This window comes from Evansella vedderi (assembly GCF_030813435.1).
Lineage (GTDB): Bacteria > Bacillota > Bacilli > Bacillales > Salisediminibacteriaceae > Evansella > Evansella vedderi.
Genome location: NZ_JAUSUG010000011.1, coordinates 158,255 through 181,033 on the forward strand (window position 1 = coordinate 158,255; position 22,779 = coordinate 181,033).

The window sequence follows — 22,779 nt, forward strand, 5'->3', positions numbered from 1 at the left end:
TGTATGGATTGAGTTGTATTTAATCATAATCCTGTAGTAATGATACAGTGTATGCACAGAGAATCACTTAGGTGTTTTGCCATCCACGTTAATGCATTTAACGGTTCAGCACATGGGTATGAAGATTATATTCATAACAGTTTGTCTGATTCATCGAGAACAGCGTTCATTCGGGACATTAGAAATTGTCAAAGTAAATAACTTGCATAACCGTGGCAAAAAAAGGCCAATTTCCATGTACTGTGAGAAACGAGAATGCCCGCTTTATTAACGGAGAACGGATTTATTGATCATGCAAGCGATGCCCAAAAATTAAGAGACCCGAATTGGCGGCAAGCGGTTGTCCAAGGGCATGTTAATGGGTTAGCACGCGCGTTTAATTTGAAGAGAAAATCGACTAATCTGAAAAGCAATATGGCTATTAAACGTGTAATTGTTGACGGTGTGCAAGTAGGGGCTTACGCAGAAGAAGAAAATGTGTTGAGAACTGTACAACGCAACCTGAGAACAGCACAAAGGATTATTATTGAAAATGTGTAGTTTCGTTGGGAAAACGGTTGCTTGACTGCGAGCACGTTAAAGTTTTATCAAAATGGATAGCTAGGCTGGATGAACAAAATATACGCTAAGCCTTTGTCGTGACGGGCTTAGCATTTTTTTCTTGCTCTAAGTTGGTCCGGCCGATATAAGCCAGGACTAGCTTAATATCAGATGAATAGAACGAAGTTGTTAAGGGAATTATAGTTTATGATGTTTCTATTTCCAATTGTTGGATTTGAGGTGAGTTTTTGCCTAAGATTACTCCTATTCAGTCATACATGATTATTATGCTTTCGGTTGGATTAATGAACCACGTGATTATTATCCCTTTACTACTCGAAGCATCAAAGCGAGATGCCTGGCTCGTAGTGCTTCTTGTTTTTGTCGCTTCACCTGTCTGGATTGGTTGCTTGAACTACATCATTCAAAACATGAACAATCAACACATTAAAAAGTGGCTAGATCAGCACTTTGGAAAGTTTTTATCTGCAATCTTAGTAATTATTTATAGTTTGTTATTATGGCTCATGGGCTTTATTTCCTTAAAAGATACGCTAACATGGACAATCGCATCTTACTTGCCACAAACACCGATACTAGCTCTTGCGGGAACTACACTTGTTGCATGCTTCTTTGCTGCTTTTCAAGGACTCCGTACAATTGCAATTGTGAGCGGAATATTGTTGCCATTTGTTGTTATTCTAGGTCATCTTGTGGCGATTGCCAATTTTCAGTTTAAAGATTATACCCTGCTTTTTCCTTTGTTAGAAAACGGGACAGCTCCATTATGGAAAGGTGTTCCTTACGTTGCCGGGGGATTGCTGGAGTTGTCTTTCTTGATGTTGCTGATTCAGCACAAATTAACAAAAAAACCAGGATTTAAAAGCTTGATGTTAATGTGCTTCATCCTTACAGGACTTACGTTGGGGCCATTGATGGGATCGATTGCGATATTTGGCCCTGATGAAGCGGCTAACCAGCGATACCCCGCTTACGCTCAATGGAGAATCGTGAGACTGGGAGAATATGTGGAGCATGTCGATTTTTTTTCGATTTATCAGTGGCTATCCGGTACATTTATTCGTGTGTCCCTTTCTATCTATCTCTTGGGAGAATTGTGGAATTTACAAAAACGCAGATGGTTACCCGTGTTATTTGGCGCATTGGCCATGCTTGTTGCCATTTTGCTGCCGATGAGCGACATGGCTTTTCTAGACTTGTTAGGAAGGTTTTATTTTCCTTCATTTTGTATCTTTACAGTAGGGACCTTGATCCTGTATGTCGGTCGAATGATCATCTCAAGAATTCGCCAAAAGGAGTGACTAGCTAGGATGAATAAACTATTCCGACGAATGATAAGATTATTTGGAAATCAGGGGGCAGAAAGCAAGAGGCCATCGCCTAATACAGAGGCAACAGTCTTGCAACCGCTTAATGAACAATCACTCATCCAACACTTTAAAATGTGTCAAGATGTTAAGCACCATGTTTACAAATTAAACCCTGATGATGAACAATCGAGAATCCTATTGCTTTATTGTGAGGGGTTAAGTGACAACCAAACATTCATTCATGAAACTGTGCTTCCTCATTTGACCCGATTTTATGAAAACAATGGTTTTCATCATCAGGAGGAAATAGTCGAGTCGAGCCAACTACAAATAGAGTTCGTTACGCTTGAGGAGTGGGAGCAAACGGCCGAAACGGATATTTTTGAAGGCAAACTGCTTTTGTTTATTCCGACCCTACGCTCCTTATTCTCCCTCGATATCTCAAAAAAACCAGCGCGAAATCCGGAAGAATCCAGTATTGAGGTCTCGGTACGGGGGCCAAAGGATGGATTTGTGGAGGAACTGGAAGTTAATGTGGCGTTAATTCGGAAACGAATCAAATCAACCAGCATGGTTTATGAAACGAAAAAAGTAGGTGTTCGTACGAAAACAACCGTTGCAATTCTATATATGCGTGACATTGTTGATCCTAAGATTGTTCAAGATGTAAAGAATAAATTAGATGATCTTCACATTGACGGAGCGTTTAGCGCCACTCAGCTAGAAGAATTAATGCAACCGACAAAAGCATTGTTTCCTTTGATGGGGTATACAGGCAGACCAGACTTTACCGTGAACTGTATGCTAAATGGCCGTGTAGCGTTGATTGTGGATGGTACACCAGCTGCGTTGATTGCGCCTGCCAATTTATTTTTGCTTGTGAAAGCACCCGAAGATATCCACTTTGCTGCTTTGTCAGCTACATTTGGTCAAACGCTTCGTTTACTTGGCTTGTCCGTATCGCTACTGCTTCCTGCATTTTTTGTTGCCATTCTTTCCTATCATCAAGATCAGCTGCCCTATTATCTGCTTGCCACTTTGGCGATTAACCGGTTGGGAATCCCTTTTGATGTAGCAGTTGAAATGTTTATTGTACTTATCTTCTTAGAAATCATGCGGGAAGCTGGTACCCAACTCCCTTCTGCGGTCGGCACCACGGTAACGGTTGTAGGAGGACTTATCCTGGGGGATGCTGCCATTCGTGCAGGATTCTTATCCCCTGGTATTCTTGTCATCGGAGCAATTACACAGATCTTTGGTTCAACTTTATCGAGCCTATCATTGGCTGGTACGATTAGTATCTTACGCTTTTTTCTTTTCATTCTGTCTGCCATGCTTGGCATTTATGGCTTCTTTCTTGGATTATTTATTGTGCTCAGCCATTTAGCTTCTTTGCGTTCATGCGGCTTGCCTTACTTGGCCCCAATATCACCTCCATTTAAAGACTTTGCCAACGCTTTGTTCCGACTACCTTGGCCATGGCGAAAAACACGACCGGACATGTTGAAGACACGAGATTCTACAAGCCAAGGGGACAGGCATAAATGAGGAGATATAAAAGTATGGTTGCACTTTTCCTTCTTCTCACCCTTACCGGTTGCTGGAGCAGTTATGAAGTGCAAAACTTGAACTATGCTACGGCTGTTGGAATAGACTATGTCGATGGTCAATATACCTTGTATGTGCAATTTCTTGATTTCTCGACAGTGGCCAAGCTGGAGGGACAGCAAAAAGCGGATCAGCCCCCGGTTTGGGTGGGCAAAGGCGAAGGTTCCTCGTTTACGGAGGCGAAAAATGATTTGTACAGTACATCACAACAACGCTTAAACTGGGGACAAATCTCTGCCATTTTGTTCAGCGAGAGATTGATGAAGGAAAACAAAGTCGGAGAAGTGCTGGAATTCATCAATCGTTATCGTGAAATAAGGTACTTGGCCTGGCTGTTTAGCACAAGAGAGCCTCTTGAAGAAATCTTGCTGGCAACCCCATTTTTTAGATTATCGCCAATTGCATCCATTCTTCACAATCCCGAGCAAAATTTCAGACAGCGTTCTATCCTTGCTCCGATCCGCCTGCAACAATTTGTACTGGACTCAAACGAAAAGGCCAGAACCAGTTATATACCGGAATTATCGCTTCGCAAAGATCAATGGCAGGAAAGTAATAAACCAAAAGAGCTGCTTAGATATTCTGGCATACATGTATATGATCTACACAATTATTATGGACGAATGGATCTTAAGGATTTGTCGGGAATGCCCTGGCTAAGTACTCACACGATCCGAGTACCTCTTGATTTGTTTGCCGAAGAGAAGCTTGCGGCTGTTCTTGTCGCAGAAAAACCAAAATATGAAGTGACTCCTATTGTGAAATTGAACAAGGCGTATTTCGATATTTCAGTAAAAGTGCAGGCAGGGATCAATGAATTGCATACGGACCTTACCGAAAAGGAACTCACACAAATGGCTCAGGAAAAAATAGAGGAGCAAATCCGCAAAACGTATCAAACTGCTTTTAAAGAGGGTATAGATATTTACAATTTGGGTGAATCTTTGTATCGCAAACATCCACATCAATGGAAGAGCATTGCCACAGGAAAACAGCAACTCGTTTTAAACCAAGATTCCCTGCGCCATGTAAAGGTTGAGGTGAATATTGTTTACCCTGGAAGATATAAATTACATGAACATGGTGAATCCACCTCGTGATTCTGGCAAGTGAAATTATTAACTCACCTTGCTTCTTCTGCTTAGCGTTGGGGAAGCAAGGTTTTTGTTTCCCAAAAAATAGTTTAACGTTGTAAATATGCGGTTATCCTAACTTCGATGTGAGAACTATTGGAATATCAATGGTTCTCACATCATTTACATGTATTCAATGTAAATATTGGTTTACAAAGGTATGATCATTTTTTGATGACTTGTTCAAGTAATGCACCTTTAGTTTAATAGGAATTTCTTAACGAATGAACGCTGACTCTCTATTAGATAAAGCATCCATTAACCATCGAGGGTGCATTTTCAATAAGTCTTGAGGTAAGTTATGCTGTTCAAAAAACTTAATTTCTAGTGACTCATCTGAATTACATTTAAGTTCCCCACCAGTAATCTCAGCAAGAAAACAAGTTGTAATAAAATGTACTACTTTACCATTGGGGTATTCAAATACTTGTGAATTAGGGTCAGAGTACACACCAATCAACTTTTTTATGCTTATATCTAAATTTGTTTCTTCTTTTACCTCTCTAATAGCAGCTTCCGAAACTGTTTCTCCTATTTCTATATGCCCTGAAGGAATACCCCAAAGTCCTACATCTGACCTTTTTTGCAACAAAACTTGGTTCTCTTTAGACAAAATAATGACTGCAACACCAGCTTTTAAATCATCAATTCTTTTCATATAAGCCTCCTTGAATAATAAAAAAGTCCGAAGAGAAAGATTTCAACGCATAACAAATACGCTGAACCTTTCCCCTCGGACCTTTTATGTCAATAGGTGCCTTTTACATATTGTAAAAGAAATAGCCCTCGGTCACAAACCTACCTAGATAGCGGAACCCTAGCTACAATTTTCCAGTTCATTTTTATTTTACTATTATTAATTAGAAAATGAAAGATACTCTTTCATTAACCTGCACCATTAGTGCAATAGGCAAAACTAAAACCATTCATATATATCATCAATGAAATTGGGTAAATCTTTGTTTATAACAATAAAAAGCTTCAAAATTTATCGTAGATCATACCACGTAATTTCAATAATTCATCTTTCAAGCGCTTGTTTTCCTCTTCGAGCTTTTTTATTCGGTTATTTTTAGCAGCGATAAGAGAATCCTTACTGGCATCCGTCATATTCCTTTTTACGGTTTGTGGAGAATTTAACCCTTCTTGTTGCTTTCTTAATCCCTCAATTCGGTTTCGTATTTCTTGATTGTTATAGAGAAATGCCTTAGATACACCTGATTCCATTGCAACCTGGTTAAAGTTAATTTTCACTTTCGTTTTTATAAGACGTTGTATAGCATGGTCCACTTTTTGAGATGCCTCTTGGCTTTTCATTAGTGCATGTTTTTTAACACCTTCGGTATTTCTAATATGTTTACTTCTCATGAGTGCGTTCCTCTCCAATATATTCGCGTCCTTTTTTCCCAGCTAAATGATGCGTTGTACCATCCTTCAAAGTTTCTAGAATGGGCTCTAGACGATCTAGAGTGGTTTGATTCTTATCTATCCAAACTTGACGCCCTAAAGCCACACCTCGCTCAATTACACTTCTAACTTCTTTAATTTCCATTTCAAATTTGGGTATGAACTCTGGTGTAGTACAGAAATTACGGCAGGATAGACATGGGTTCGCTTGAGTAGGACATGGCTGCTTAATAGGTTTCATACAATAGCCAAGCTCCATCTTTACAGCGTCTAAATTATGGCGTATATATTCCCATTCAATTATATCTTCATTTTCAATATCCGTAAGTTCAACTTTAACTGGTCGTTTATTTTCAATGTCAATTCGAAAAATACCTTGTTTTGTAGCTTCTTCCCAAGATTTACGCATGGTAGTATCAAGGATTTTTGCATATTGTAATGTCATTTCAGGAGAAGCGTGCGCCATCCATTTTTGAACATGCAGTATGTTCATTCCGTTATTAAGAAGCTCTACACCCTTGGTATGCCGAAAGGCATGATTTTTAATGAAAAAGGGATTTCCTGAATCGTCAACTATGTTTTGTTCTTCAGTAAAGCGCTTCATACTTCTGCGAATGTCATAATAATTAAAAGGCCTACCTCTGCGAACACCTTCGATCTGTACAAATAAATAATGTTTAGGGTTATTAATAGTATCGCTTTGATCTTTAGTCACTTTAATTACAGCTTCAACTATCGCTGCTACTTCATCTGTAATTGGTACACGATGATTCATTACTTGTGTTTTTTTGATATCTCCGCATAAGTACCATCCCTGAGATGTTTGTTCTAAACAATTATCATAACGCAGATTAAGAATGTCTGATATTCTCCAACCAGTAGCCCGAAGTAATACAATAACCGGTATGTATTTTGAAGGTTTTAAGAACTCTATTTTTTCTTCGATTTGTTGAAGGACCCCTTCAGGAATGTACTTGATATCATTTTCAGTTTTTGTTATCGGTCTAGGAAAATCTTCTTTAAACAACAATAGATTCACAGGCAACGCAGGCGCTTCATCGAATTGCAGTTTTTCAATTGTTTCTAAGAATACATTTAGAACAATTAAGTAACTTCTCTTTGATGGTATTTTGTTATGAAACTTCTTGTTATGAAATATAAGATAATCTTCAATATCTTTTCGTGTTAAGGCATTTAAATCCTTCCAAGAGGGATATTTATCATGTATAAATATCAAAAATAGCTTTAATATTCTAACGTCAAGAGTACATTGGCCAAGAGATAAATGACTGATTCTAAATTTTAAATATCTTTTGGCTAAAGGGCGAAAGGGAATAGGGATATCCTCGAAATTCAGGATATGTCTTGATTCATGATCAGGAAATCTTGCACCAGGAATATTTCTAACATCCCAGATATCTTTTTCAAATTCATCTCTTGTATCATAGAAGCCTTTATAAAACAAAAATAAACGATTAAGTAGATTTTCGTAATTAGAAAGCTTCCTTCTTCCATAGATTCGTATGCTCAAACCTAATTCACTTAAATGTGATCTCAATTGCATCAATGCTTTATTTATGTCTAAATCTGCAAAGCTATTAATATTAGGATAAAATTTTTTAAGAAATTTAGAAAGTTGTTTAAAGGATCTGGCATAATTATGTACAGCTGAATACAATTGCAGGTCATCTTTTTGAATACGAGTAAGGATAAAAAACTTAACTTCATTTTTAAGCCTAGTTGGAAATACCGAAAAATTCATTGTGCGATGGGTTTTCCCCCATTCTGATTTTCTAAAATCATTAAAGGCTGCATCGTCTGCGTCCCAAATGTCATTTTCAAAGTAACCAGTGACTTTTTGGGTTATTTCACTAACTTTAATTTCTGGTAATAGGTGTCCAACAGATAAATTCATTCGTTATTCTCCTTATTTTCTTTGTTGATTTTCATTCGATCTTGAGCGTTTTCCCAGTCTTTTCGAATGTCCTCATCCGAAGGATGGATATACATCTGCATTGTTGTTTGAATATGAGCGTGACCGGCCCGATTCATTAAATGTTCATCTCTCCAACCAGCCTTTCTCAGTTCCGTTAATGATGTATGACGTAACATATGCGGAGTGAAATAAATGCCTGTTTTTTTACGAAGACGTTGAACCAGTGCTACGACATCGGTATATTCTAACGGCTGGCCTTTATTTTCTCCGGTCAACTTAATAAAAACGTGATTTGTATCAACTTCATCGGTATGAAATTGAGCAATATAATCAAAGTACATATTTATTAGATCCTCAGATACATCAATACTTCGGGGACTACATACCGTTTTAATCTCAGCTAGATTAGACAATTCACCCCGATCACGTATATGAATTTTTCTCGCATCAACCTCGAAATCTTCAAGCCATAAAGTAAGGGCTTCGCCAATACGCATAGAGCTTTCCCATAGAAGCTGTATTAAAAATAGATCCCGCATATTTACACAGGCATTCATAATTAATGCAATTTGATCTTTTGAGAGTGTTTTTGGCTGCTGCTTAGGCACTTTTAATTTCAGAATATGAGAGGTAAAGGATTTATTTTTGTTTATATGGTGCAGAAAACTTTTAAACCCCTTACGGGACCCAGGTACTTGTTTCTTTAAACGTTCTGTCAATTGAATACTATAGTCCTCATGTCTCATTAGGTAGTCATAAAATCCAAGAACAGTATTGATGATGATATTTACTGTCTTTGCTTTTCTAATTGGCTGTTTAGGGAAGATAGGGGACACCTTTACATCCTGGTGCGGGTTTTGTAACCATCGTATAAAATCCGCCATTTCATCTATTCCAATATCACGATAATCCTTGTTTATTTGTTCTAAGAATTCAAAGAAAAGCTTTAAATGATATGAGAATGACCGTAAGGTATTACGCGAGGCTCCACTGTTGTCCTTAAACTTTAAATAATGTAAAACTGGTTGGACCGGCTCATTGTTATGATCTAGTAACATGTACCGAGTCTTTCCTTCTTTTGTTAGAAGGGTAATTACTTTCATAAGTATCACTCCTATTGAAATTTATTCTTTTATTCAATTTGGAAAGCTTTCAATCTCTTAATCTTAGATAATCTTCCTCCTTTCTTTATTTACTATAAATACTATAAAAATCAGTTTAGTTAAATAGTCTTTAAAGATACAAAAAAATGGATGACTTTACATTGAATACTGTAAAGTCATCCATTATGACTGGTTAAGATAACCGCATTTTCCTGACGGTACCCCAAGGGGAAAACAGATTGTTAAAAAACAACCGCTTCTACAGGTAGTGAGGCGGTTGTTTTTGCAATCTCATTTAAATGAGTTGGTTATTTACTCTATTTTTTCAAACATTTCATTAAATCGTCTTTCCCACTCATTCTCATATACAACTTGGAATTCTATAGGTTTATCAGATTCAAATTCAAGACCAAGTTCGTCCCAAGACATTTCTTTCCCTAAATCGTTACATAACGCAAAGACATTTTCTTTGTATTTAGTATCTTCGTTTTTTAAATGTAGACCTTTTGTTTCAACTACATAAACTTTGGAGTAGTCTTCATCATAATCTTCCGCTTTTTCTGCCACAATAAAATCGGGAAAAATCTTATTTTTCTTCCAACCCTGAACGAAATAGTCTGCCCTTGCCATATTACGATACCACCACAATAACTTTTCTTGCTTGTCCAAATAAATGGCAACCTTCTTTTCCATTTCATTGAAGTCATCTTCAGGGAAGTATTCAAATAAAGACAATTGTATTGGCTCTCCTGTATCACGGGTTAATCGTCGATTTGTTTCTGAAGCTTTAATACGTTTTGGTAGTTTGTAACCAGTCGTTTCTTCTATAAAGAAATGCATTACCTTATCTTTAATTAGTTGTTTGAAAATACCCTCAGCTAACCTATCCTTTTCTATTTGTACTCGCTTTTCTAATTCTTCAACTATAAACACTAAATTCGAAGCTATCAAATTATCATCAATGCCTTTGTCACGGAAAGCTGTAATAACTTGTTCTGACATTTCATATGCAATCCACGGATTCGGAACAATGGAAATTAAGTGCCTAGTCATAAAAACGTAGTCTATTGATAGTCCTGATGTCTTTTCTTCATAGCCTGTCCGTTTTAAGACGTTTTTTTCTTCCTCACTTAAATTTACTTTTGTTCTTTCCTCTTTTCGCAAAGAAGAGGATAAAGTTAAGTTTTTAACTGGTTCTAGATCGATTTGGGACCAATCAATTCGGGAAACCAAATCCATTTCGTAACTTAATTCCCGCCATTTCCCTTCTTCTTGAATAGCAAAACGTGGGAGATAAATCTTCCCTTCAAAGTGCTTGAATTTTTCACGATATTTAACCTCTATCTTTTTTGATTCAGGTCTTTCTTGACTTTCTACAACACGACCTGCCAAGTCACCCATTCCTTCATTTGTAAGCCCATTCCGTATACCTTCTAATATACGTTGAGAAGATTGTTGAAAACAGTAGACATAACTTTCATCTAGCAATTGGATTCCTGTTTTATTAGCATATGGTTGACGTAATACTCGTCCTACAAGCTGAGTCATCGCTGTTACAGCTGAAGAATTAGTGAGGACGGCTAACACATATGCAAACGGACAATCCCAACCTTCCTGTAAGGCTTGTTTTGTAATAATGTATCTAATGGAACAATCACGATTCATTAAGTCGATACCTTCAATATCATCTTTATCACTTGATTTAATTGCTATTTCTTCCGGAGAAATATTACATTCACGAATTAAATATTCCTTCGCATCTTCGGAGTGGATATAACCTTGCCCACGTTGATTTTTCCCTGTACGTTCCACTTGAATTAGAGTGATGGGGCGTATATAGCGACCTGTTTGTGACTCATATTCTTCAGCTTTTTGTTCCAACTGATTTCTCATATCAACAGTGGAAAGTAATGTATGTTTCCATTCAGTACTTGCTTTATTGATGACATGTAAATCCAGTTTGATCATTTCTTCTTTGTTGAGGTCTTGTCCTGAAACAGACACCAATATATTACTTCCTGCTGGAGGTGTTGCTGAAAGTTCTACAACAATCCGTGGATTAAACCCTCTTATTGTTTCTTGTGCCCGTTGACTATATGCTCGCTGCCCTTCATCAATAATAACAATCGGTTGCAACACCCGTAATGTGTTCCCTAAAGAAGTCTTTATTTGTTTTCCAAAGAAACCATTTTCCCCAACAAACACATCTAAGTTCGGCATTTGTTGAATGAGAGCATCGTGTAATGTTGGTTGATCTTCAGGCGGGAAGAAAGATTCAAATCCAGATGAATCTTGGAACATTTTTAAAGTTTCTTTATTTTGACGGTTAGCAGCGGGCAGCATAAGAACCATTACACACAAGTTTTCTTCTACATCTTGGGGAGAGAAGCGGTCTGTTCTTTCTAAAATAACCGTTCTTCCACCACTGGATAAGTCTAGTGTCTGCCGATAAGGATGTTCTCGATTACGTAATGCAGAAAGCGTTTGACGGTAAATTTGATTGGTAGGAACAATCCATAATACAAACCCTGTTTTTTGGTTGGTGTAGTAATTTTGTATTAAATCAATTGAATGTGTAGCGAGTAGCGTTTTCCCGCCACCCGTCGGGACTTTAATACAAAAATTAGGAAGATATTCATCAATTCCGTTTTGTTTAGGTGTAAAATCGTTTGTAGATACCGATTCCCATGCTTTTTTACTAAAATCCGAATCGTAATCGGGATCCATCTCTCTGAAACGGTCATATTTTGTCTTTTGTTCAGCGAGTGATTCTAAATATACTTTTATTTCTTTTAATATGAGTTTTTGATAGTCTTTTAATTCCATATCTATCAATCCTTCATTCGGTAGATTTCAAATGGAAGTTGCGAAAATTCGATTTTGTATTCATGCAAATATTCTTGGTCAAGGTATTTCATAGGTGCAAAAACAAGGCGTTTCTTACCGTTTAATTCTCCTAATTGTTTTGCAGTTTCTAAATTCAATGAAGTTGACTTCAGGTACTCCATATCAGGACGGTAGAACAAGTATACCTCATATTGACTAGATTCTCCGATGAAATTTTGATCTTGGTCAATATTGGAAGGATCAAATTCTTCTCCTGTTGATGTAAAGAATACATAACGAGCTAAATCTTCATAAGAAGGCAAGGACTTTCCGTGTAGTATGGCTTCCATTTCAATAGGCGCTCCTAATGTGAAATAAGAGAAAGTTCCACCTAATCCCTTTCTTAGACCATCATCTTTAGCAGTAGGGACCCCTTGAATAACACGCCTTACTCTCTCAGCTGTAAGTTCATCTGCGTAATCTTCCATTTCGACTAAGATAAATTTTCGATTCCCGTTATCCTCTTTATTTTGTTCTAGTACGGCATGGGCTGTTGATCCACTTCCCGCAAACGAATCTAGTATAATTGAGTCTTCATTAGAAGCAATTTGTATTATTCTTTTGATTAACGATACAGGTTTTGGTGTATTGAAGGATTCTTTATCATGAAGTATTTGATTTAAATATTGCTTCGCTTGTTGATTGTGTCCAACCTCTTGATTTAACCAAACAGTACCAGGAACAAGTCCTCCTTGAACCTCTGATAAAAATCTTTTTAAGCGAGGAACGCTTTTTCCTTCCTTTCCAAACCATATGCGATTGTCTTTTATCAACGTATTTAGTTTTTCTTTTGATACTCTCCAACATGAACCTTTTGGAGGATGAACAATTCTTCCTGATGGTGTTTCAATTGGATAATCATACTCTTCCGAATATGTTTTTACTGATAGATCACCTGATGTCCATGGACCACGAGGATCATTATCTGGATTTTTATACCGACTGTTCATTTCCTCTGATCTTGGAAGTAGGTTACGAATCCATCCGTGGTTTATATCTCCATCATTTCTATTTTTGGCATAACAAATAATAAAATCATGCATATCAGAAAAATATTTAGCATCATTCTGCGGGGAGAATTTTTTTTGCCAAATGATATTGGTTATAAAATTATTAGATCCGAATACCTCATCCATTAACATTCGAAGATGATGCTGTTCATCGTCATCAATACTAACAAAAATTACTCCATCTTCAGATAGAAGTTCCCGTAACAACTTAAGACGAGGCATCATCATACAAAGCCATTTATCATGACGGTTTAAATCTTCTTTATCAACAACATTCCCAAGCCATTCTCTCATCATAGGAGAATTAACATTATCGTTATATATCCATTGTTCATTACCCGTATTGTACGGGGGGTCTATGTATATGCACTTTACTTTCCCTGCGTAAGTTGGCAACAAAGCCTTTAGCGCTTTTAAATTGTCCCCATGAACAACCAAGTTGTCATATAAGTTCACTTTATCAGTTAAGCTTTTACCTTGATGAGGAACAAGTTGATGGTATTTAACACCAAAATGATGGTTCTGTACGAAGCTCTTTCCTTTAAAATTTAAAATAGGCATTTATGTCCACTCCTTCGGATATAATACTCCTTAAAATCTATTGCCTTATGTTATCTTTAGTATAATATAAGAAATCTATTATTTCATATTTATCTAGTATAATTACTAAAAATATACAAATGAAAAAAGAAATGAGGTGTGAGTGTGTTTAGCGAAAAGTTTAACTGGACCCCAAAACTCCCTATCTATAACAAAGAACATGCTAAATCATTTATTAAAGAAGTTAATGAGCTATTAAACCAACCAAACGGTTTAAAAGAAGTTGTAGAATATGATTTGCAGCAAAATGTTCAACTAAGTAAAATTAAGCGATTCAAACGGATTGATACATATAATAAAACTGATAATTACGATAAAATTGGTTTAGCTGATTTTAATTCAAAAAAATATTTCATTCTTGATGATTTAGGGTATGAAATATCCATACCGCATAGTAGTCCCCTTAAACCAATTGAGCCAATAGAGGTTAAACATCGAAATGATTGGAAAGAACATGACCGCTTACTTAAGCAACTAAGTAAGGATAACCGCTTCATAACGGTTAAAAAGCCATGGAAAATCGTTTTTGAAACTTTAAAGGTTAAATCCTTGAAAACTCAAGATAATGTTCAAGTACGTTTTTCGCTAGGAATTGACACTTCATTAGTCGATGTCAATATACAGGATCCTACAACTTGTAACCACGAATTCAGACTCTTTTATAACGGAATATGGAATTGGCGTTTGGTATGGGAGTGTTTACATTGTGGTTTTCTTTGCCATTGTAAATGTTTTGAAAGTGCTATTTGGTCATCACAAGTAGAACATTTTCATAAAACTGCAAATATAGATAAAATCAAACAGGAGAAAGGGAAGGATATAAGCGATTTACCTTTTTATGAAGGTGCCTGTGAAGTATGTCGTGGAGTACCTTCTACACATCAATTTTGTCACGAAATGTATGCTAGAAGTGAGTTTGAGTTAAGGTATGGAGCTTATGTAAGAAAGAAGGCATATGAGTTAAAATTATTAAGACCTGAGCTTGAAGGTAAAAAGGAATTGGAAAGAGAAGCCAATAATATTGTTCGAGAGGAATTAGGCTTCCGTAAGATCGGTCAGCGTTTTGTAACGGAAACGGAATTATATAGAATAGTAAAATCTTTGTTCCCGGAACAAGAAGTTATTCATCATTACAGAGTAGATTGGCTAGAGCAGCAGGAACTAGATATTTTTATTCCAAGTTTAAATTTGGGAATTGAATATCATGGGGAGCAACATTATAAAGCGATTGATGCATGGGGGGGCGAAGAAGGATTAAGCAAGAATAAATATCGAGATAAATTGAAAGAAGAAAAGTGTAAAAATAATGGTGTATATTTAGTGGTATTTTCATATGATGAAAAGCCTAAATTATCTAGTAGTTATGTAAAGGCAAAATTAAAGCGTCAGCTAAAAGTTAATTCACTATCAGAGATCAAATAGTGATATCATTACCTCTCAACAAACAGATTTGCATATTTTTCTTGTATTCAGTTATAATATAACTAAGAAGAACATAAAATAAAGCCGAGGCGGTGCAACCTCGGCTATACAACTACGAAACCGTCAGAGTAGGCGGTCCCCGTAGAACGGAGAGTAATCCACACTACCTAACTTGGTGGGTCAGGGTGTGGATTACTTTTTTAGTTTATCTATTAAAGTAATCATGAGGTTTACAAGCGAGATGATTAACATAGATGTTGCTATAACTAGTGCTGCTTCACTCATCAGCCTTCACCCCCTTCTCTACGGAGGTTTAGACTGCCACCCTGACGAATCCTATATGTAGTTGTACTATTAAATTATATCACTCTTTAAAGTTACACGCATTTCTTCTTAGCTTTAATTTTGATTTGGTATCTTTGGTAAACTGTCCCCTTTATAAGCATCCCATTTCCAAAACCCATAGTTTTGCAAGGAAGAGAAGTGATTGATTTTCTGCTCTTTTCTTATATGATAATCCTCATCGCCTTTAGACATCCCAAACACTTCTAAGATCGTTTGAGGTTTGGTATCTATTAGTAATCCGTCTGGCAGCATACCTTTCCATTGGATATATGGTTTATAGAGCTTTACTACATAACGTTTTTCTTTGTGCAATTTATTATACAGCTCCCGTTCATTTTGACTTTCTACAAACAAACCATTACTACTTATTGGAACCAATGTGATGTTTACGAAAGTCGGATCTCCATTTTCGTTTAATTCAACCCATCCTCCAACCATATAAGGAGAACTTTTGACACGTAGACTTCCAACTACTTGCTCTAATAATACTTTTTCGCATAATATTTGAACGGTTTTGTTGTCCCTTTCATTATAAAGGCTTGCTTTATATAAACCTTTATATATCCCTTTCTTAATTTCCTCTAATCGATCAATTTTCATGAAAACTAAAGTGTTCATCTTCTCGTGGTATTTCACAGCTTTAATTTTCTTCACGATGTCACCACTGAAATAAAAAACCTTATCCAACGTTTTATTCTTATGAAATGTCATCTTTGTTGAACGATTAAACAGCATATTATAGACTTCTTTGAGGGTAGGAGGAGCAATGCCTTTTTTGTAAGAGGAACGAACTTTAATATTCCATGCGTCCAGTATCCACTTAACAAAGAAAGCGTAGTTAGACATTCGATGAAAAGTGTTAATTCCAATATTTTTGTTTGAACGAGTGTTTCTTTTGGTTTTATCAGCAATCAAAAAACTCTTATCATCTAACCTGATTTTAACATTACCCTTTTCATCTTCTTGCCATGCTTTGTGGTAATTAGAAGGTTGATCCCCAGCAAAGTTACAAAGTTCATAATGAACGCTTTTTTGGCCATTAGATGTTCTTAAATGAAACCTATTACTCTTCGCATTTTCAACTACTAACATATCAATTGAACGGTTTTTCTTACATTTACAGCTAAGACTAACATTCTCTTGGCTTAATTGTCTAAAGAACAATTGTCTTTCTTTATCCTCCATATCGTTATAGATAGATTCGTAAGAGTACCGTTCAACGTAATTATCATTCAAATACCTAACTTCAAACCATTCATTGTGCCAACGGTCTAATGTTTTCACGTCCGTTCCCCCTCCCTCATTTCCTTACTTTAAATGTAGCATAGTATTTTAAACCAAACAAAAAAGGGGAGTGTTTATTATTCCCTCCCCCTTTTTTGTTACTTATATTATTGCATGTATGGATAACAATTGGTTTCCTTTTTCGTATTCATAGGTGATATGTTTTGAGTCACTATTTTTTAATGACTCTATCATATTTTTAACTATTGGAACCTCATAACTATTATCAGAAAAAATGATATACTTAGCTGTCCTTAACTTCAAACAATTTATATCATCCATTATTTCATATAATAAATTAGATCTATGGATATCTTTTTCGGTATATATAAAGCAATTTGTTCACTTCCTAAACAATAATATATGTATGGTAGCATAATAAAAAAACGAGTTAAAAGTAAAAAAATTTTCCAATTGATAACTTCTTAGATTAAGCTGAAATGTTATTTGCCATGACATTTATTAATTTAAGCGTAAGAATACAATCATCTACAGCTGTATGTTGCTGAACAATGTTAATTCCTTCGTAATCAATGGCTCTTTGGAGACTGATCCACTGTAGTTTACCATTATAATAATAACTTTCAGCGTATTTAGCATACGTTTCCATCACACATATACTTACTGGCAAAATACTTTCGATATTATATTTGCAGTTTGTTCGCTCGATCATTCTAATATCAAAGTTACTATTGAATATCAATAAAGTTTTATTAGAAATAACCTTTTGTATCTCTTGCCATTTAATAGGCCACAATGGGCAATCTTGTAGCATTTCATCAGTAAGTCCATGCACTTCACTTGCAGCACCTTCAATAGGTTTAGAAGGTTTAAATGTAGAATGGAATATAGTTTGTCCGTTCAAGTTGATAATACCTAACTCGATGATTTCATCATCATTGCCTAGTCCTGTTGTTTCTGTATCTAGGATTAAATATTTTTCTTTATTAACCATCCAATCTTTACACATCTTAGAAGCTCTTTCACTTTGTTTCTTCATCCATTCTTGCTCTATGCAAATTTCACATAATCCACCATCTAATATATAAGGGAGTAAACCCTTGCACTTAGGACAGGTTTTCTTAGCAATTAGAGCTTCTCTCGCCTTCTCTATGGCTTTTAACTGCCTTTCCGTAGGTTCTTTCCGCTTCTTAGCTTCTGAAACGTCATAGAGGTTAATATAAACGTTATTTTTCCTTTGATAAACAGTAGCTCTAATTTCATTTGGAACTAATTTCATTGTTTTTAGTTTTGTTTTACTTACAAGATTATCAGGTACTTCATTCCAACTCTTATATTGCCTCATGTCAGATATATACCCCTTACGTTTAAATCTTAGTTTTCTTTAGTTATATCTTGTATGGTGGTTGTCGATTCTATTTTAAATTCTCCTAAAATTCTAATGCCATCGCTAATTCTCATAGCTGCTTTAAAAGGTAAGAATGAAAGTAAAGAGAATATTAAACCAACGAAAGCAAATACGCTTGGTGTGACTATTATTTGAACTAATCCAGCTGAAATTCCATATAATTCAACTGGTCCAAAGTAAACGTGAACATCTCCACCTAATAAACTAATGACTAAGAAAATGAAACTCATTGCAATACCAAATCCTAGAAATATAATAACTAATAATTTAATATATGATTTTAATTGAATTTTTCTAAGTATCATTTCATTCAAATGACATCCCCTCCCCAAAACTTTTAATGTGTTCCTGTTGCTACCGCTCCAACTCCAATGTTATTATTCAAGGTATCTAAAGCTATATTGACGATACTTTGAGGACTCATTGTATCAGCGCTGTTATACGGTTTCCTGTAAAACTTGGCTGAAAATACAGTATCTTCGGTTGCTCTGTGGCTTATATAAGTAACGATAAACACTATCACATCAGCTTTGCGAACAAAACTAGACAGACGAGCTTTCCCTTCAGTTCCTTCAGCCCATAAAAAGCTTCCACCGTGTTCTTCTATTTTTGTTTTGAAATCCGATTTCTTCGGACCTCCCCCTACCACTAAAACACACTTATCTTTTAAAATTTGCGGATAAGCTTTCTTCCCCTTCTTCTTATCAGGCGATTTTTGTGTTTGTTTTTCCTTTGGAACTGGAAGGTCCTCGATCTTGTATTTCCAAACCACTTTGGTATATTCAGCATTATTTTCGTAACAAGCTACATCGACAATATCATTTTCAGTTAAGTTAAATTCTTGAATATCATTTTCTCTTAAACGAAATGTAAATGGCGCATCTCCTATACGTACTTCTTCTCCCATAGCATTTTCTTGAACAATAAGACAATGCCCCGATTTTTTTATAATGCCATACCGTAATTCAATCCTTCCTTCAGGTGGAGAACCTTTTCCCTTTTCAGCTAATTGATAAAAATATTTTTTCGTACCATCTTTTTCGACATGTCCTTCTTCTGCGGTTACATAATCACCATGCTCTAAACCAAGTTGCCTAACAGCCGACTCTGGAACATAAGCTTCAAGTTTCTCTATAATCCCTCCTTTGAGTTTTTGTTGAAACTGATAGATAGGCCTAGATTGAACTGGTTCACTTTTAATTTCTTGTTCTTTCTTAATATGATCTTCATTATTTTCAGTGTTGTCACTATCTATAATTTGAGATAAAAGGCCATTCTTTAGCTTTTCGTGAAAACCATTGATGGACGTTACTTTCTCCTGAACACCGGGAGTTGTTACGTTATCTTCTATAAAACTATTTTCATAATCAACTAATTCATTCTCTTTAAATTTATTATCCTTATTCTCTTTAGTAGGAGTATGATGACTATCCATTAAATTCGGTATTACTTTTAATAAAGTGATATATTCATGTATTCTCTCTGTAGACTCAGCAATATTGTCCATATTTAGCGTATTAATAATAGTCAGCATATCTTCCTTAGCTTGTTCTAGCATTATTTCTTTTTGCAATATTCTTCCCCCTCCTCGTTTATCTTAGATTTTAATAATTAACTGTTGTTCTAATTCGCCCTGTGGATAAATTGATTTATGTCTAATACTGTTAAACCAGCGTTTCTTGCTGCAATTCGAGCATTACGATCTCGGGATATAAAAAGGACATTCCGACTACCTTCTTGTTGAATTTTAAGATATGAACCTATAATTCTGTCATCAGGATCAGAAGGATCTAATTTGTGTTTTTTGAGAAATTCATCTGTGACAGTAGTGAACTTAACACTATTACCATTTGTCTGTAACCGTTCAATACAGGAAGAAGCTCTACGAGAAAAGAAACCTAGTTCTTCGTCCTTTTTCTTTCGGTCTAATTCTTTCATGACTTGTTTGCTAATAAGAACAGGTACAGATTTAGGGATGTCCTCTAGTATCGGACCATAATCAATTAATACGTTTGTATCAAACCCTAGTGTGTATCCCTTACCTTCATAAATAGACATATCTAATATCGGTGTCCCATCTTCATCAACAGGGTGTGTAAGCTCTTTTTGACGGCTGTGTGGAATTGATGGGTTAATATCATCAAGGTGCTTCCACTCTGGTGAATTACTGCGAACAGCTGGTGGTGGTGTCTTTGAACGACCAACAGTAAGGTTCATGAAGAGGGAAAAAAGAGGGAACACTATAAATAGTGCTATAAATGGTAGAACGAATAGCGTAACCATTGTAAAAACAACTAAAAAAGTCACCGCTACTGCTCTCTGGTTTTCCCACAAGAATTTAAAATCTTCGATTGATGTTAAAATGAACTCCACCTTAATTCCCTCCTTCAATAGTACTTATTACCTTTATTTTATCTTAGTTAACAAAGCATTCCCAATTTTGAACCATTTGAATTCAAAGAAGCGAAATCAGGAATACTACTCCTAATCCCGCTGCTTAAAACGTTTAAATACTTTGTTTCCAATATAGACATTTTTTTTACGGGCTTGATTGTAATTAGATAGAGGCTCTACGCAAAGGAATACTAACTTTCTCTTACATCAGTAACAGACTCGTAAACAAAGCTAAATCTAATCTGATTATCATCATCTTTAGTAAGTATCACCATTGGTTTCTGCAAGTGTATAAAATTAGGAGTTACATCCATTTCATTCACAACTGAAAAATCAATATCAATGGACTTTCCTTTGAATTTAAATAATGAATATAGTGCAACGACTTCTCTATCTTCAAAATATAGATTTTCATTTCGGTGAATAAATTCATACCCGTCTGACTTTGTATAGATTACAAAATCATCCTTTAGTTCATCCAGAGGAATTTTCCTTCCTGGTTGTTCTAATAAATGAACCCTAAAATGAAGATTACCTAAATCGCGGTTAAAGTATAATGTCTGTATTTTCCCCTTAGTAATATCCATCATGTCTACTTCAGTGTAAAAGGCAAATTGAAATCCTTTTGCAATCCCGTCGAAGAATACTACTTCTGATAAATCTCCATCATGCGTACCATTTTTAACAGCTTGTTCAACTTGCTTAGGCATTTTTATAGATTTAAAGTCTGCTATTTCTTTTTCTGTGACAGGTGGTACAAGATCTTTAAAATGATACCCTATATCTGTCTTTTGGATCATAAACTTATCATTAACTGATGTTTCAATATAGAATGTCCCTAACTGGTCTAAGTCTTTTACATGTATCATAATTGCCTCCTAAATTGAATGTCTTGTAAACTCATTTACTCTATTATATCGCACGAGAACTACTGATGAACGATTGCTTTCTTATTAACTTCGCCTTCTTTTTTTTGGGTAATTAATGAACCGATTATATAGAATGGTATAAATAATTGTCATGATAAACGAAAGGATAAATGTGGCCATAAGATTTATTATCGTAATATCACTATTGAATACATAGATAAAAACTACCTTGATAAACAAGATGTGTGATAAATAAAACTGGAAGGTATTTTTCCCTAAATACGCGATATAGCCATTCGCTTTTTCGAAAAAAAGAGTTTTATAGAATATAAACAATAGGATTACAGCTGATAGCGTAATCGGGTATAAGTAAGGTGAAAAGTAAATGACCTGGCTTCTGTTTGTAATTAAAAGAACAACAATCAATAATACATTCAACAGCACGATAATTGGCACAGAAAAGCGTATAAGCAATTCATTTCGTTTTAACCATGAAGAGAACTTTTTAATATACATGGCTAGAACGACTCCTGAACAGTAGTATATTAACCAGTGAATGGGCAATTTCCCTTCTGTAACAATGTAAAAGGTATTATTGATTAGTTCCGTGTTGCGGGATAGTAATACATTCTCCATTATGGCGATGTACAACAGGTGCAGCATTGAAATCAGCAATAATATCTTGGACATAAAACGCCTCGAAAAACTCTTCAATACAGCTACGATTGACGGAGTAAGTAATATAAATAGAAAGTATGCAATCATAAAATAAAGATGAACTTCAGCATCCCCTAAAAAGATACCTGAGAATAACCCAATATCCGTCTTGGGGATGTAATAATGGTTCGGAACAAAATAAAGATAAACAATGGACCATAGTATATACGGGACACCTAATATTAGAAACTTACTTTTAATAAAAACACTCCAATTATCTATGTTTATATACTTTTTATATGTCATGTATCCCAATACACCTATAAATACAGGTACTGCAAACCTAAATAAAACATCTATAAATTGTCCCAACATAAAATAATCATGACCTGGAGGTATTAAAAGAATGACATGAATAATAAATACACCGATAATACTAACCCCTTTAATAAAGTCAATGAAGCCTGAGCGGGTCACTCCCTCTTGTTTTTCCATTGTGTGTTTAAGCCTCATCTTTCTCTTCCAGTAACTTAATTAAGGTATCTACTTGATTAAGATAGTCTAACCTCGCACGAGCTGTATTCTTAACTTTAAAGGCGTAAGTATTGAAATCATCAATAGGAATATGCCGATAACCTCTCTTTTTAGCTTTCCACCTGCTCCAATAATATAGCAATGACTGAAGCGGGAAAACATAAGTATCTTGTGTCTTTTCAAAATGTACTAAAAAGAAGCACAAAGCCCCTACATTAGCTTGTTTGATTAAATGCTCCACTTGATGATTACTTACATTTTCCAAAGGGAAATAGGGTTTTGAAGTCGTTTTAGCTTCGTAGTAAAGGCTCATTGATTTGTAAGTGCCATCAAAATCAACTGTCGATTTTT

19 protein-coding genes and 1 pseudogene are annotated in these 22,779 nt (G+C 35.6%); 6 read left to right on the forward strand and 14 right to left on the reverse strand.

Translation table 11 applies throughout. The annotated features are described in order from the left end of the window. Positions 1–78: 78 nt before the first annotated feature. The 4 genes and pseudogenes from J2S74_RS27440 to J2S74_RS14710 all read left to right on the forward strand — a co-directional run. Positions 79–540 (forward strand): annotated as a pseudogene (locus J2S74_RS27440) (N-acetylmuramoyl-L-alanine amidase family protein); the annotation flags it as partial. 248 nt (positions 541–788) lie between these two features. Then, positions 789–1,862, forward strand: coding sequence for a GerAB/ArcD/ProY family transporter (locus tag J2S74_RS14700; RefSeq protein ID WP_307326668.1), 1,074 nt, complete (start codon positions 789–791; stop codon positions 1,860–1,862). 30 nt (positions 1,863–1,892) lie between these two features. After that, the gene (locus J2S74_RS14705) at positions 1,893–3,419 is read left to right on the forward strand and encodes a spore germination protein (protein ID WP_307326670.1); all 1,527 of its coding nucleotides are present in this window, start codon (positions 1,893–1,895) and stop codon (positions 3,417–3,419) included. Next, positions 3,416–4,579 carry a Ger(x)C family spore germination protein gene (locus tag J2S74_RS14710; protein WP_307326673.1) on the forward strand — a complete coding sequence of 388 codons (1,164 nt, stop codon included), beginning with the start codon at positions 3,416–3,418 and terminating at the stop codon, positions 4,577–4,579. Before J2S74_RS14705 ends, J2S74_RS14710 begins: the two co-directional genes overlap by 4 nt. Positions 4,580–4,829: 250 nt before the next feature. Here J2S74_RS14710 and J2S74_RS14715 read toward each other — a convergent pair whose 3' ends face one another. From J2S74_RS14715 to J2S74_RS14740, 6 genes are all read right to left on the reverse strand, one after another. Further along, the gene (locus J2S74_RS14715; RefSeq protein ID WP_034633968.1) at positions 4,830–5,270 is read right to left on the reverse strand and encodes an NUDIX domain-containing protein; all 441 of its coding nucleotides are present in this window, start codon (positions 5,268–5,270) and stop codon (positions 4,830–4,832) included. Between the two features lie 323 nt (positions 5,271–5,593). Further along, positions 5,594–5,980, reverse strand: coding sequence for a DUF6262 family protein (locus J2S74_RS14720; protein ID WP_003322295.1), 387 nt, complete (start codon positions 5,978–5,980; stop codon positions 5,594–5,596). After that, entirely contained in the window at positions 5,970–7,934 is a 1,965-nt protein-coding gene (locus J2S74_RS14725; protein ID WP_003322294.1) for a tyrosine-type recombinase/integrase, read from the reverse strand. The genes J2S74_RS14720 and J2S74_RS14725 overlap by 11 nt, the downstream gene beginning before the upstream one ends. Further along, entirely contained in the window at positions 7,931–9,058 is a 1,128-nt protein-coding gene (locus J2S74_RS14730) for a tyrosine-type recombinase/integrase (protein ID WP_202595409.1), read from the reverse strand. Before J2S74_RS14730 ends, J2S74_RS14725 begins: the two co-directional genes overlap by 4 nt. Before the next feature lie 312 nt (positions 9,059–9,370). Beyond that, positions 9,371–11,884, reverse strand: a complete 2,514-nt coding sequence (locus J2S74_RS14735) for a DEAD/DEAH box helicase (RefSeq protein ID WP_307326682.1) — start codon at positions 11,882–11,884, stop codon at positions 9,371–9,373. Between the two features lie 5 nt (positions 11,885–11,889). After that, positions 11,890–13,515, reverse strand: a complete 1,626-nt coding sequence (locus J2S74_RS14740; RefSeq protein WP_307326684.1) for a site-specific DNA-methyltransferase — start codon at positions 13,513–13,515, stop codon at positions 11,890–11,892. A 144-nt stretch (positions 13,516–13,659) separates the two neighbouring features. Here J2S74_RS14740 and J2S74_RS14745 point away from each other — a divergent pair, with 144 nt between their 5' ends. After that, positions 13,660–14,976 carry a PDDEXK family nuclease gene (locus J2S74_RS14745; RefSeq protein ID WP_307326686.1) on the forward strand — a complete coding sequence of 439 codons (1,317 nt, stop codon included), beginning with the start codon at positions 13,660–13,662 and terminating at the stop codon, positions 14,974–14,976. A gap of 187 nt (positions 14,977–15,163) precedes the next feature. Next, positions 15,164–15,322 (forward strand): hypothetical protein, encoded by a 159-nt coding sequence (locus tag J2S74_RS14750; protein WP_307326687.1) that lies wholly within the window; start codon positions 15,164–15,166, stop codon positions 15,320–15,322. Between the two features lie 53 nt (positions 15,323–15,375). Here the strand turns inward: J2S74_RS14750 and J2S74_RS14755 are convergent, their stop codons facing one another. The 8 genes from J2S74_RS14755 to J2S74_RS14790 all read right to left on the reverse strand — a co-directional run. Beyond that, entirely contained in the window at positions 15,376–16,605 is a 1,230-nt protein-coding gene (locus J2S74_RS14755; RefSeq protein WP_307326689.1) for a hypothetical protein, read from the reverse strand. 430 nt (positions 16,606–17,035) lie between these two features. Beyond that, on the reverse strand, positions 17,036–17,911 hold the full coding sequence (locus tag J2S74_RS14760; RefSeq protein WP_307326691.1) for a 3'-5' exonuclease: 876 nt from the start codon (positions 17,909–17,911) through the stop codon (positions 17,036–17,038). Positions 17,912–17,940: 29 nt separating this feature from the next. Then, entirely contained in the window at positions 17,941–18,288 is a 348-nt protein-coding gene (locus J2S74_RS14765; protein WP_307326692.1) for a hypothetical protein, read from the reverse strand. A gap of 23 nt (positions 18,289–18,311) precedes the next feature. After that, the gene (locus J2S74_RS14770; RefSeq protein ID WP_307326694.1) at positions 18,312–19,547 is read right to left on the reverse strand and encodes a DUF2325 domain-containing protein; all 1,236 of its coding nucleotides are present in this window, start codon (positions 19,545–19,547) and stop codon (positions 18,312–18,314) included. A gap of 50 nt (positions 19,548–19,597) precedes the next feature. Further along, the gene (locus J2S74_RS14775) at positions 19,598–20,347 is read right to left on the reverse strand and encodes a PIN domain-containing protein (protein ID WP_307326696.1); all 750 of its coding nucleotides are present in this window, start codon (positions 20,345–20,347) and stop codon (positions 19,598–19,600) included. A gap of 212 nt (positions 20,348–20,559) precedes the next feature. After that, complete coding sequence (locus J2S74_RS14780) at positions 20,560–21,237, reverse strand: hypothetical protein (protein WP_307326698.1); 678 nt, start codon at positions 21,235–21,237, stop codon at positions 20,560–20,562. A gap of 84 nt (positions 21,238–21,321) precedes the next feature. Continuing rightward, entirely contained in the window at positions 21,322–22,389 is a 1,068-nt protein-coding gene (locus tag J2S74_RS14785) for an acyltransferase (protein WP_307326700.1), read from the reverse strand. 7 nt (positions 22,390–22,396) lie between these two features. After that, on the reverse strand, positions 22,397–22,779 hold a 383-nt coding region (locus tag J2S74_RS14790), incomplete at its 5' end, for a Holliday junction resolvase RecU (protein ID WP_307326701.1).